Raw genomic sequence first — 10,911 nt, 5'->3', positions numbered from 1 at the left:
ACCATGAGCCAAAGCAAACCTGAGCTGATAGAAACATTGCGAGTAGACGCTGACGGCCAGATTCCCTTGCTGGAACTGCACCTGGAACGTGTCGCGCGAAGTTGTGCAGAGCTGGGCTACGACTGGGATGCGCAAACCTGGCTGCAAGCCATGCACCAGGCTCTGGGCCAGGCCCCCGCCCATACTCCCTTGCGCTTGCGCATACTCTGGAGTGCGCAGGCCAGCGCCCATGCCCAGGCCCAACCCCTGCCTGCACTGGAGGGGCCCTTGCAGTTGTGCCTGTCCCCCACCCCACTACCCGCACTGGACCCGCTGCTCTCGCACAAGACCACGCATCGGCCCTGGTATCAGGAAGCGAGTGCCCTGCTGGAACAAAACCCCCAGCTTTTTGATGTCATTTTTCTGGACACGCAAAATCGGGTATGCGAGGGCAGCCGCAGCAACATCTATATTCAGGATGAGCAGGGCCTGTGGTGGACCCCTCCAGCCCACGGCTGGCTCTTGCCCGGTGTACAACGGCAGGCCCTGCTTAACAGCGGTCTGGCACGTGAAACCGAGATTTCCCTGGACGCCTTGCTCAATGCCCGTGCGATCCGGGTCTCGAACGCCCTGCGCGGCTGGCAGGATGCCTTACTGATTCAAGATCCGGCTTAAGGCGTAATCGGCCGCAAGCATGCCCATGCTGGCCGTGATGGTCACCCCGGAGCCATAGCCCGCACAGGCCAACCCTTGCAACGCCCCATCCTCAGCCTGAGTCCAGTTTTGCGGCAGGCGGGTTTCCTGCTCGAACCACAGGCAATCCACTCCCATGCGAGGCACGCGCTTCAAGGCCCGTCCCTGTGCATCACTGCCTCGGGCAAAGCCATGCTGTTTGCGCAGAATCTGACGCAGCTTGCCAAGTAGGGCGTCATGGCGCGCCACCGATAAATCTCCCCGGCGCAAGCTCAAGGGATCGGTCTTGCCCCCGGCACCGCCACAACTGAGCAAGGGCACCTTGAGACGACGGGCCTGCAAGATCAGCGCGATCTTGGCACTGGCTTGGTCCGTACAATCAAGAAACACGTCAGGACGCTGCTCCATCAGGCTGGCCGCATTGTCCTCGGTCACGAAATCTTCAATCAACTGCACAACACAGTGCGGGTTGATCTGCCTGATGCGCTGGGCCATGGCCTCAATCTTGGCCATCCCCAAGGTGCTGTCCAATGCAGGCAACTGGCGGTTGATATTGGACTCGGCAATATTGTCCAGGTCGATCAGGGTAATCCGGCCCACCGCAGAACGGGCCAACGCCTCCACGGCCCATGTTCCCACGCCGCCGATGCCGGCCACCATCACATGGGCGGCAGCCAGACGGTCGCGCGCGCCGGCTCCATACAAACGATCCAAACCGCCGAAACGGCGTTCGGCATCCATGTTGTGCTGCTCTGTCATGCCCTCTGTCCATCACTGGCCGTTGCGACCAAACCCGTGCAGAACGCCAGCCTGCAGGCCAGCATGTCTCCACCACAAGGCAGGGGCGCCTGCGGCGCCCCATATCCCTCTTGCCTTGCTCGACCAGGCCATCAACAGCAAGGTCTGCACCAAGGCTAATGGATAATTCTACGTCTAATTTCGCCTGCACAGCCCGTGAAACAGGCCTTATGCCCTGGCGGCTTGACGGGTCCCTGCCAAATAGCAACACTCATATAAGCAAATTAGTATTTTTCCTTAGTTATCAGCGAGAAAGCCCGCTACAGTGGACTGTGCTTGTTCTACAATCGTCATAGGTTTCAAGCATCTGTGATTTTGGCTTTCCCCCTTTTTTGCCGTGAACATCGATTCTATTTCCGCCTCGCCTTCCGCCGTACCCACACCGTGCAGCTTCCGTGTCCTGACCGACGAAGAGCGCAACGCCTCTTTGCGTCAATCCCTGGAAGAGGTGCAGTGGTGTGAAAAGCAGGACCTATGGGTCTATGGCTACGGTTCCCTGATCTGGCGTCCCGATTTTGAGTTCGCCGAACAACGCCAGGCCCTGCTGCGCGGCTATCACCGGGCGCTGTGCCTGTGGTCACGGATCAACCGCGGCACTCCTGAACAACCCGGTTTGGTGTTTGGCCTGGATGTGGGCGGATCGTGCCGGGGCATGGCGTTTCGTATTCCTGCTGAAAGCGTGCCCAAGGTATTCGATGCCCTGTGGCTGCGCGAGATGCCCAGCGGGGCATACATTCCCCGCTGGTTGCGCTGCCGCACCAGCCAGGGCGATATTCGTGCACTGGTCTTTACCATGAATCGCAAGACCGATGCCTACGTTCCCCGCATGCCCGACGAGCAACTGCGACAAGTGGTGTATTCGGCCCAGGGCACCAATGGCCCTTGCATTGAATACGTCATGGAAACCGCCTCGGCGCTGCAACGCTCTAAAATTCTGGATAAACGCCTGCAATCAGTGGTTCAATTGCTACAGAGTCACACTGCACTGCTTAATCCTCAACAAGCCTAAGAGCGCCCCATGTCCCTTGCCGATCTGCGTAACGAGTACGAACGCTTTTCCCTGAGCGAAGATGAACTATGTGCCGATCCTCGCCAGCAATTCCAACGCTGGCTGGATCAGGCCATTGAACTGAAGGAAGTTGAACCCAATGCGATGACCCTGGCCACCGTAGGTGCCGACGGCCGCCCATCGGCGCGTGTGGTCCTGCTTAAAGCTTACGACGAACAAGGGCTGGTGTTTTTCACGAACTACACGTCTCGCAAAGGTACGGAGCTGGACCACAACCCATGGGCCAGCCTGTCCTTTTTCTGGCCCTCCATGCAGCGTCAAGTGCGCTTTGAAGGCCGTATCAGTCGTATCAGCGCGGCCGAATCGGACGAGTATTACCACAGCCGCCCTCTGGGCTCGCGCATTGGCGCCTGGGCCTCGCCACAAAGCCAGCCCATCAGCCGTGCCGAGCTGGATGCACGTGCCAAGCAGTACACTGAAAGCTTAGGTGAACATCCCGCCCGCCCTGAACACTGGGGTGGCTTCCGACTGACTCCAGACCACGTCGAATTCTGGCAGGGCCGCGCCTCGCGCCTGCACGACAGGCTGGTGTTCGACCGCAAGGACCCATCTGATTGGCAGGTGAGCCGACTGGCTCCGTAATGTACCCTTTGGGGGTGCCCTCCCGTCAGACTCGATGCAATGACTGTTTTTTCTTCTTCTTTCGATAGTGATTTCTTTCGTTCGGCACTCGGCCGTTTCGCCACAGGCGTGACGGTCGTGACCGGCGCCAACAAAGACGTTCCAGGCCAGGCCGTTGGCCTGACCGTCAGTTCTTTCAACTCCGTCTCTCTGAACCCGCCTCTGGTCTTGTGGTCATTGGCCAAACGTTCTCAATCCCTGCCGCATTTTGTGCAGGGTGACGGTTACGTGATTCACGTTTTGGGGGCCAGTCAGCTAGCGCTGGCCAAGCGATTTGCCTGGGGAGAGCACGCTGAGCGCTTTCGGGATCACCCGCTCAAACGCTCACCGCGAGGTTTGCCCATGCTGGACGACGATCGTTGCAGCGCTTGGTTCGAATGCAAGCCCTATGCCGTCCATGAGGCCGGCGACCACCTGATCTTTATCGGTGAAGTTACCCACTGCGAGCGCAGCGCTCACCAGCCCCTGATCTACCATGCGGGCGACTTTGATCTGACCCCGTCCCTGGCGTGATGGGCTGTTGCAAAACGCGCCTGCCCGCCGCTTCAGGGCGGGAGTACACTACGCCTTTTGCTCTACTACGCCAATAAGGTATTAATCATGCCAAACGATGTCGACTGCATAGTGCTGGGAGCGGGTGTCGTGGGTTTGGCCTGCGCCCGGCAAATGGCCCGGCAAGGCATGGAGGTTTTGCTGATCGAGCAAACCGCCAGTATCGGCAACGGCGTCAGTTCGCGTAATTCGGAAGTCATACACGCGGGCATTTACTACACCCCGGGCAGCCTGAAGGCCCGGCTGTGTGTCGAAGGCAAAGACATGCTGTATGACTATTGCCGGGATCACCATATCGATCACCAACGCTGTGGCAAGCTGATTGTGGCGGGCAGCGCTGAACAGGAAGCCGACTTGCGCAAACTGCAGGCCCAGGCAAGCGCCTGTGGCGTAAACGACTTGCAGTGGCTGGATGCCGCCCAGGCCAAGGCGCTGGAGCCTGCCCTGAGCTGCAGCGCCGCCCTCTTATCGCCCTCGACCGGCATTGTAGACACCCATGCCCTCATGCTGTCACTGCAAGGCGATGCAGAGAACCACGGCGCACAATTGGTGTTCAATACCCCCTTTATCCGTGCGCAGGTCCTGCCCGGCCAAGGTTTTGAGGTTCACGTGGGCGGGGCTGAGCCCTTCAGCCTGACCACCACACACCTGATCAATGCGGCCGGACTAGGCGCGGTAATGGCAGCACGACATATCGAGGGGCTGGACCCCAGCCATATTCCCCAGGCCTATCTGTGCAAGGGCAGCTATTTTTCATTGGCGGGCCGCTCCCCCTTCAAGCACCTGATCTACCCCATGCCCAATAAAGCCGGACTGGGTGTGCATCTGACCCTGGATCTGGCTGGACAGGCCCGCTTTGGCCCTGACACGGAGTGGGTGCAGGACGAAAACTACGACCTGGACCCGCAACGCGGTCAATCCTTTTATGCCGCCGTGCGCGAATACTGGCCCGCTTTGCCCGATAACAGCCTGAACCCCGCCTACAGCGGTATTCGGCCTAAAATTGTGCCTGCAGGCCACGCGGCCGCCGACTTCGTTTTTTCGGGACCTGCCACCCACGGCATCCCGGGTTTGCTGAATTTGTTCGGCATCGAATCACCCGGCCTGACCGCGTGTTTAGCGATTGCACAACACGGCCAGCACGTTCTGGCCCAGGCAGCTTAAAAACTTTTCTGAAATCTTTACAATACTGTCGATGAACGATTACATCTTGACCCTATCCTGCCCGGATCGCACCGGCATTGTCCACAGCGTATCGGGCTGGCTGCTTGAGCAAAACGGCAACATTCTTGAAGCACAGCAGTTTGGCGATGCCGCCACCAACCGCTTTTTCCTGCGCATCCAGTTTTCCCTGCCTGAAACACAGGACGTCAGCGCCCTGCAAGCCAGCTTTGCCCCCATTGCTGAAAGATTCAGCATGGACGCCAATATTTACGACGCCCAGCGCAAAGCCCGCCTGCTGATTCTGGTCAGCCGCCAGGGCCACTGCCTGAACGATCTGCTGTTTCGCGCCCACAGCGGCCAGTTGCCTGTGGAAATCGCGGCTGTGGCCTCCAACCACACGGACCACGCCGGTCTGGCTTCCTCGTACGGCATTCCTTTCCATCACCTGCCGGTGACACCGGAAACCCGCCCACAACAAGAGCAGCAGATCATCGATCTGGCTCGTGATCTGAAAATTGATCTGGTCGTACTGGCCCGCTATATGCAGATTCTGTCCACCAATCTGTGTCAGTCCCTGTCAGGCCGCGCAATCAATATTCACCACAGCTTCCTGCCCAGCTTCAAGGGCGCACGTCCTTATCACCAGGCCCATGCCCGTGGTGTGAAAATTATCGGCGCCACTGCCCACTACGTGACTGCAGATCTGGATGAAGGCCCGATCATTGAGCAGGACGTGGAACATGTAACCCACGCTGTCAGCCCAGCCGAACTGACCCAGATCGGTAGCGATGTGGAGTCTCTGGTTCTGGCCCGTGCCGTGCGCGCCCATGTGGAGCACCGGATTTTGTTGAACGATCAGCGCACCGTCGTGTTCCGCTAAGCCGCACGATCAAGCCTGCCAGAAACCTTATAAAAAGCCCTCAATGCGTGGATCTCTATCCACCGCATTGAGGGCTTTTTTAATGACCAGCCGATTGGCTTCAGAGGGCAAAGCCTGAGAATTGCTCGCTTCCTGTCAATGAGTCCTGTGGACCGTTGCTAACAACAGACCGTTCGCTGTGCCAGTCTCTTTGCCAGAACACCACCGGCCTGTCGCCAAGACGGACGGCAGCCCCAAATGCATCATGAGCCATGCCTCGCCCGGTTCCTCGCAGATTGACCTCGGACCAAGCACCGCCACGCTGGTCTACTGCCCTAACGCCAATCCTTCCCGCCGAGGGTCTACCCCCGCTTCCAGCCCTTCCTGGGTCCAGCGTATGACATGCGTACCGCTGGGAAAAGGCTGCTCGCGTACCTCGTGCCCCATCGCCCTTAATGCCTGCGACTGTTCCGTCACCGCAGTGCCGGCCTCCAGCTCTGTCGCCCAATTGCGGCTGCCATAGTGCGGCAGGCTGACGGCTTCTTGAGCATCCAAGTTCCACATCAGCATGCCCGTCAGGGCCTGGGCTACATAGGGAATAATGGCGCTGCCGCCGGGAGAACCCAGCGCGATCACAGGACGCCCATCCTGCATCACCATCATCGGAGCCATCGAACTGCGCGGGCGCTTGCCCGGTTCAACCCGATTAACAGACAAACGGCCCATCTCGTCTTTGGGGTTCAAGGCAAAGTCTGTCAGCTGATTATTCAGCAAGAAGCCACGAACCATGATCTTGCTGCCAAAGGCCGACTCCACCGAGGTGGTCATGGAAACCACCTGCCCCTTGGCGTCCGCCACCGACAGATGCGTGGTGGAGGGCAACTCGGGCGTGTTGTCAGTGGCGGCTTGTGCGTCAGCCAAAGGCTTGCCCGGCTGGGCATGACCCATGGATCGGCCTGGCTGAATCAAGGCGGCACGGGATTTCAAATACGCCGGTGCCAGCAAAGCCTGCTGTGGCACAGACACAAATGCCGGATCAGCAACCCAGGCATCCCGATCTGCAAAGGCCAGACGCCCTGCTTCAGAGAAATAATGAATCGCTTCCACAGATTGCGGCTTCACATCAGCAATAGGCGTGTGCTGCAAGATACCCAGCATCTGCATCACACTGATCGCCCCTGAACTGGGCGGTGCCATGCCACAGAGCGCCACCTGCTGCCAGTCCATACAGAGGGGCTCACGTCGCAGCGCCCGGTATTGCGTCAAATCGGACACCGTCAAGTCGCCCGCAATCGGGTCGGCGGCAACAGCAGCCACCATATCCTGGGCAAGTTCCCCTTGATAGAAAGCCTGTGCGCCCTGGCTGGCCAACAAGCGCAGCACCTGTGCATACTCCTTGTTCCGAAGACGGTGGCCAACCGGCCATGGTCTTCCCTGTCCGTCCAGAAAATAGGCACGCGCAGCCGCCTTGTCGGCCAGCTCGGGGTTGTCGGCAATCAAGGTGTGCAAGCGGGGGCTGACCTCAAAGCCATCTTCGGCCAGCTCAATGGCCGGTTCAAACAGGGAGGCCCAGGGCAGGACGCCACCGTCCTTGTGCATCAGCTCCAGGGCGCGCAACAAACCCGGCACCCCTACGGAACGTCCGCTATTGACTGCCTGCTTGAAAGACAGGGTTTGACCGTCCAGCTCAAAACGGTCCGGAGGGCTGGCGGCAGGCACGGTTTCGCGCCCGTCGTAACTCGTCAAACCCGACTCTGGCTGAAATAGCAAAACAAAGCCACCTCCACCAATACCGGACGACTGGGGTTCCACCAACCCCAAGACCAGTTGAGCGGCAATAGCCGCATCCACCGCACTGCCTCCCTGATCCAGCATACGTAAACCAGCCCGGCTTGCCAAAGGATGCGCCGTCACCACCATGCTTTTCTGAGTGACCAGCCTGTCACGTTGCATGACATTGCTGGCGGCTTCCGGGTTCGCATGCTGGCTCGCGGTTTGACTGGCCTGCGCGGGCAAGGCCAGCGACAAAGCTACAAGCGCCGACAGCAGTGCCGGCTTCCAATACACGCTCATGGATTCTCCTTTTCCTGATCCAGCAACCATTGCTCCAGCAACAGCACCGCTTCACTGGGTTGATTGGCGGTCGGATAACTAAAAAAATATGCCTCGCTCACGGGCATGGCATGGGGGAATGGCATGAGCAATTCGCCCTGCTCCAGCGCGGTCTGGATCAGAAAGCGTGGCATCAGCGCCATCCCCATCCCAGCCTGCACGGCAGCCAGAAGCAGGCTGAACAGCTCGTAGCGCGGTCCCGAACTGACACGCAGATCAGGCTCCAGACCCGCAGACCGATACCAGTGTAACCAGCTATCCGGACGCGTCGACATATGCAGGTGGACCAACTTTTGCCAGCTCCCGTCGACTGCAAGATGAGGTGAGCAGACCGGCACGAGCTCGCCTTCATCAAACAGTTTGATGCCTTCGGTTTGCGGCCAGAGCTGCCGCCCATGATAGATAGCAGCATCAAAGGGGTGGTCCCCGAACTGAAACGGTGTGGTACGAACCGACAGGCTGACCGTGATATCGGGGTAGCACTGGGCGAAACGGGCCAGACGCGGCATCAGCCAGACGGTGGACAAGGTCGGCAGCACAGCCAGATGAATGTTGCGGCCTACACCGGCCCGCGCAATCAGACTGAATGTGTCTTTACCGATCTGCTCCAGATGATGGCGAATGCGCGCCGCATAATCGCGCCCTGCCGCCGTCAAGACCAAACGCCGCCGCACCCGCGTCAACAAGGTGACACCCAGACGCTGCTCCAGGCCGCTCACCTGCCGATACACAGCGCTATGCGTCAAGGACAGTTCTTCCGCGGCACGGGAAAAGGTTCCCAGGCGTGCAGTGGCCTCAAAGGCCTGTAAGGCACCCAAGCTGGGCACACCTTGTCTCATTTGCTCCCCCTCTTTTCCTGACTGGCTACCTATCCTGCGGCGACATCGTTACGCCAGCACACGACATTGTGCAATTTTATCAATTGCCTTGTGCGCTTTATGCACACTATGCTGAGACTTTACAGGAATATCGTCGGCCCCTTGCCTTCTGAGAGCACAACAATGTGCACACCACGACTCCTCGTGGCTGCGGTCAGCGATGTTCAAACCGCTCTTTTTGTTTCTCAGACCGATGGCGGCCTTTCTGGCACCACCTGATTGACCCAATTTGCTTTTCCCGGAGTACCTCTATGTCTGCCAACCCCTCTTTCCATTGGGACGACCCCCTGCTGCTGAACCAGCAGTTGAGCGATGAAGAACGTATGGTGCGCGATGCGGCCCATGCTTACGCACAGGAGAAACTGCTGCCGCGCGTGTTGGAGGCCTTCCGCCACGAGCAGACTGACCCGGCCATCTTTGCCGAGATGGGGTCGCTGGGCCTGCTGGGTGCCACCATTCCGGATACCTATGGTGGCGCGGGGCTGAACTATGTCAGCTATGGCCTGATTGCCCGCGAAGTAGAGCGGGTGGACTCGGGCTACCGATCCATGATGAGCGTGCAGTCCTCCTTGGTCATGGTGCCGATTTTTGAATTTGGAAGCGAGGAGCAGAAACAGAAATATCTGCCCAGACTGGCCAGCGGTGAATGGATCGGTTGCTTTGGGCTGACCGAGCCCAATCATGGCTCGGACCCTGGAGCCATGGAAAGTCGCGCCCTCAAAGTGGACGGCGGCTATCGCCTGAGCGGCAGCAAAACCTGGATTACCAACTCCCCGATTGCCGATGTGCTGGTGGTCTGGGCCAAAGTCGTGGGCGGTGAAGACGACGGCAAGATCCGCGGCTTCATTCTGGAAAAAGGCATGAAAGGCCTGTCCACGCCCGCCATTCACGGCAAGGTAGGTTTACGCGCTTCACTGACCGGCGAGATTGTCATGGCCGATGTGGAAATCTCCGACAGCCAGATGCTGCCTCATGTTTCAGGCTTGCGCGGTCCCTTCACCTGCCTGAACTCGGCGCGCTACGGAATTGCCTGGGGCGCTCTGGGCGCCGCCGAATCCTGCTGGCATACCGCTCGTCAGTACACCTTGGACCGCAAGCAGTTTGGCCGTCCACTGGCTGCCAATCAACTGATACAGAAAAAGCTGGCCGATATGCAAACCGAGATCACTCTCGCACTGCAAGGCTGCCTGCGTCTGGGTCGAATGAAAGACGAAGGCACGGCAGCAGTCGAGATCACCTCCATCATGAAGCGCAACTCCTGCGGCAAGGCGCTGGACATCGCTCGTCTGGCACGCGACATGCTGGGCGGCAACGGCATCTCCGACGAGTTCGGCATCGCCCGCCATCTGGTCAATCTGGAGGTCGTCAATACCTACGAAGGCACGCACGACGTGCACGCCCTGATACTGGGTCGCGCACAAACCGGAATTCAGGCTTTCTTTTAAACCGAAGCCAACAGGGGCAAGACGGCTTGCCCCTGCCTCTTTGGGAGGTTGGGCGCGGGCGATTTCATACCCCATTACAAACCGCCGCTGCACGGACGAACAAGGCGCCCAGCTGCAAAAAGCATCCCCAACAAGGGGCTGCTCATCCCTAACAAGGTGTGAATATTTGTCTCGCGAGAGAGTCGCGTCACCGCCGTGACGCTATTTATTATTCTTGTGAAGGCTTCAGTTCAAACATGCTGGTCGCATCCAGCTCCAGCACCAGTTCATCGCGCTGGTTAAATACATTCCAGTTCCAGCGGATGATGCCCAGATCCGAACGGCTGCTGGACACCCGTTTGGATGCAACCGTGGCTTCCAGACGAATGGAGTCTCCCGCCCGCACGGGCAAGACCCAACGCAGACGCTCCACCCCGGGCGACCCAAAGGATTCAGAGTCATGCAGGCTCGTATCCACTGCCATACGCATGGCTTTAGCACAGGTCAGCCAGCCGCTGGCAATCAGGCCGCCCCAATGGCCTTGTTCAGCCTGATTTTCATCAATGTGAAAAGACTGCGGATCGTACTTGCGGGCAAAATCCAGCATCTCTTCGCGCGTTACCGGTACGAGTGGATGCTTAATCAGCATGCCCACTTCAAATTCAGCAAATTTCATGTTGTGGCGCAACAAAAAAAAGATCGAGATCGCCACTCTACCATCTCTGCCAGAATTTGCAGCATCGCAGCCGAAGCAGCCATAAA

11 protein-coding genes are annotated in these 10,911 nt (G+C 58.8%); 7 read left to right on the top strand and 4 right to left on the bottom strand.

Annotated features, from left to right (window positions below):
* The first annotated feature begins 3 nt into the window (after window positions 1-3).
* Complete coding sequence (locus RSQ48_RS03605) at window positions 4-654, top strand: aminotransferase class IV (protein WP_415302167.1); 651 nt, start codon at window positions 4-6, stop codon at window positions 652-654.
* Here RSQ48_RS03605 and RSQ48_RS03600 read toward each other — a convergent pair.
* Window positions 631-1,431: a ThiF family adenylyltransferase gene (locus tag RSQ48_RS03600; protein WP_415302166.1), complete on the bottom strand. Its 801-nt coding sequence runs from the start codon at window positions 1,429-1,431 to the stop codon at window positions 631-633. The two genes, RSQ48_RS03605 and RSQ48_RS03600, sit on opposite strands and share 24 nt — an antisense overlap.
* A 376-nt stretch (window positions 1,432-1,807) precedes the next feature.
* Here RSQ48_RS03600 and RSQ48_RS03595 point away from each other — a divergent pair, with 376 nt between their 5' ends.
* From RSQ48_RS03595 to purU, 5 genes are all read left to right on the top strand, one after another.
* Window positions 1,808-2,479 carry a gamma-glutamylcyclotransferase gene (locus RSQ48_RS03595; RefSeq protein ID WP_003803600.1) on the top strand — a complete coding sequence of 224 codons (672 nt, stop codon included), beginning with the start codon at window positions 1,808-1,810 and terminating at the stop codon, window positions 2,477-2,479.
* A 9-nt stretch (window positions 2,480-2,488) separates the two neighbouring features.
* Complete coding sequence (pdxH, locus tag RSQ48_RS03590; RefSeq protein WP_003803601.1) at window positions 2,489-3,121, top strand: pyridoxamine 5'-phosphate oxidase; 633 nt, start codon at window positions 2,489-2,491, stop codon at window positions 3,119-3,121.
* Between the two features lie 39 nt (window positions 3,122-3,160).
* A complete protein-coding gene (locus RSQ48_RS03585) occupies window positions 3,161-3,673 on the top strand; it encodes a flavin reductase family protein (RefSeq protein ID WP_336579802.1) in 513 nt (170 codons plus the stop codon).
* Between the two features lie 87 nt (window positions 3,674-3,760).
* Window positions 3,761-4,876 carry an NAD(P)/FAD-dependent oxidoreductase gene (locus tag RSQ48_RS03580; protein WP_003803603.1) on the top strand — a complete coding sequence of 372 codons (1,116 nt, stop codon included), beginning with the start codon at window positions 3,761-3,763 and terminating at the stop codon, window positions 4,874-4,876.
* A 25-nt stretch (window positions 4,877-4,901) separates the two neighbouring features.
* Entirely contained in the window at window positions 4,902-5,756 is an 855-nt protein-coding gene (purU, locus tag RSQ48_RS03575) for a formyltetrahydrofolate deformylase (RefSeq protein WP_201024875.1), read from the top strand.
* A gap of 306 nt (window positions 5,757-6,062) precedes the next feature.
* Here the strand turns inward: purU and ggt are convergent, their stop codons facing one another.
* Window positions 6,063-7,808 carry a gamma-glutamyltransferase gene (gene ggt, locus RSQ48_RS03570; RefSeq protein WP_003803606.1) on the bottom strand — a complete coding sequence of 582 codons (1,746 nt, stop codon included), beginning with the start codon at window positions 7,806-7,808 and terminating at the stop codon, window positions 6,063-6,065.
* Window positions 7,805-8,686 (bottom strand): LysR substrate-binding domain-containing protein, encoded by an 882-nt coding sequence (locus RSQ48_RS03565; RefSeq protein ID WP_003803608.1) that lies wholly within the window; start codon window positions 8,684-8,686, stop codon window positions 7,805-7,807. The genes ggt and RSQ48_RS03565 overlap by 4 nt, the downstream gene beginning before the upstream one ends.
* Window positions 8,687-8,976: 290 nt before the next feature.
* Between RSQ48_RS03565 and RSQ48_RS03560 the strand changes: the two genes are divergently transcribed.
* Window positions 8,977-10,170, top strand: a complete 1,194-nt coding sequence (locus tag RSQ48_RS03560; protein ID WP_003803610.1) for an acyl-CoA dehydrogenase — start codon at window positions 8,977-8,979, stop codon at window positions 10,168-10,170.
* Window positions 10,171-10,378: 208 nt separating this feature from the next.
* Here the strand turns inward: RSQ48_RS03560 and RSQ48_RS03555 are convergent, their stop codons facing one another.
* Complete coding sequence (locus tag RSQ48_RS03555; protein ID WP_039943847.1) at window positions 10,379-10,825, bottom strand: MaoC family dehydratase; 447 nt, start codon at window positions 10,823-10,825, stop codon at window positions 10,379-10,381.
* Window positions 10,826-10,911 lie beyond the last annotated feature (86 nt).

This window comes from Alcaligenes sp. SJTW-7, from assembly GCF_047716895.1.
Classification (GTDB): Bacteria; Pseudomonadota; Gammaproteobacteria; order Burkholderiales; family Burkholderiaceae_B; genus Alcaligenes; species Alcaligenes ammonioxydans.
Note: the sequence above shows the minus strand (reverse complement) of the source record. Positions and strands in the feature narration are given on the sequence as shown.

Coding starts and splice junctions, on each gene's coding strand:
- ggt (WP_003803606.1), bottom strand. CDS start 7,808: ATGAGCGTGTATTGGAAGCCGGCACTGCTGTCGGCGCTTGTAGCTTTG.
- RSQ48_RS03600 (WP_415302166.1), bottom strand. CDS start 1,431: ATGACAGAGCAGCACAACATGGATGCCGAACGCCGTTTCGGCGGTTTG.
- RSQ48_RS03555 (WP_039943847.1), bottom strand. CDS start 10,825: ATGAAATTTGCTGAATTTGAAGTGGGCATGCTGATTAAGCATCCACTC.
- RSQ48_RS03585 (WP_336579802.1), top strand. CDS start 3,161: ATGACTGTTTTTTCTTCTTCTTTCGATAGTGATTTCTTTCGTTCGGCA.
- pdxH (WP_003803601.1), top strand. CDS start 2,489: ATGTCCCTTGCCGATCTGCGTAACGAGTACGAACGCTTTTCCCTGAGC.
- RSQ48_RS03560 (WP_003803610.1), top strand. CDS start 8,977: ATGTCTGCCAACCCCTCTTTCCATTGGGACGACCCCCTGCTGCTGAAC.
- RSQ48_RS03605 (WP_415302167.1), top strand. CDS start 4: ATGAGCCAAAGCAAACCTGAGCTGATAGAAACATTGCGAGTAGACGCT.
- RSQ48_RS03565 (WP_003803608.1), bottom strand. CDS start 8,686: ATGAGACAAGGTGTGCCCAGCTTGGGTGCCTTACAGGCCTTTGAGGCC.
- RSQ48_RS03580 (WP_003803603.1), top strand. CDS start 3,761: ATGCCAAACGATGTCGACTGCATAGTGCTGGGAGCGGGTGTCGTGGGT.